This window comes from Pseudomonas sp. SDO5215_S409, assembly GCF_054071325.1.
In genome coordinates this window covers 1-636 of record NZ_JBSVWN010000166.1, presented here as the reverse complement: position 1 = coordinate 636, position 636 = coordinate 1, and the positions used below count along the sequence as shown (strand labels likewise).

The following is a 636-nucleotide window of genomic DNA, read 5'->3' as shown; positions in this document are numbered from 1 at the left end:
GGGACGACCAGACGGTGTTCCCTAAACTGGCGCCGGTGGCGTATCAGCAAGACTCTGGGATGGTCGCCAGCGATCCTGTGATCAAACGGTTTGACCTGCGCTTGGAAACCCGCACTAGCCGCACTACCCGGCGGGATTACGACTTTCAAAAGCCGCGATTGACCCTGGAAAGCCAGAACCGCGGTGACGCATTACCGGACCTGGAAGACTACGACTACCCAGGGCGCTTCACCGACCGTGAACGTGGCAAGCACCTGGCCAAACGCTCGCTGGAACGGCACCGCAGCGATTACCAATTGGCGGAAGGGAAAAGCGATCAGCCGTTGTTGGTCAGCGGTCATTTTCTGGCCCTGACCGAGCACCCCAAAGCGCGGTGGAATGACCTGTGGCTGCTCACCGAAATCGTCCACCAAGGCAAGCAGCCACAGGTGTTGCAAGAGTCGATGCCCCATGACGTCGACCAAGGCTATCGCAACACCTTCAAAGCCACGCCTTGGGATGTACCGAACAGGCCCCCTCTCAAGCATTCAAAACCGCGCATTTTGGGCAGCCAGACCGCCCGGGTCACCGGCCCCAAAGGTGAAGAAATCCACTGCGACCCATACGGCCGCGTAAAAGTGCAATTCCACTGGGACC

The 636-nt window shown here is 59.3% G+C and carries 1 protein-coding gene; it reads left to right on the top strand.

Annotated features, from left to right (window positions below; translation table 11 throughout):
* Window positions 1–636: type VI secretion system tip protein TssI/VgrG (gene tssI, locus ACW9H9_RS28740; RefSeq protein ID WP_457370502.1), on the top strand; the 636-nt coding region annotated here is incomplete at both ends.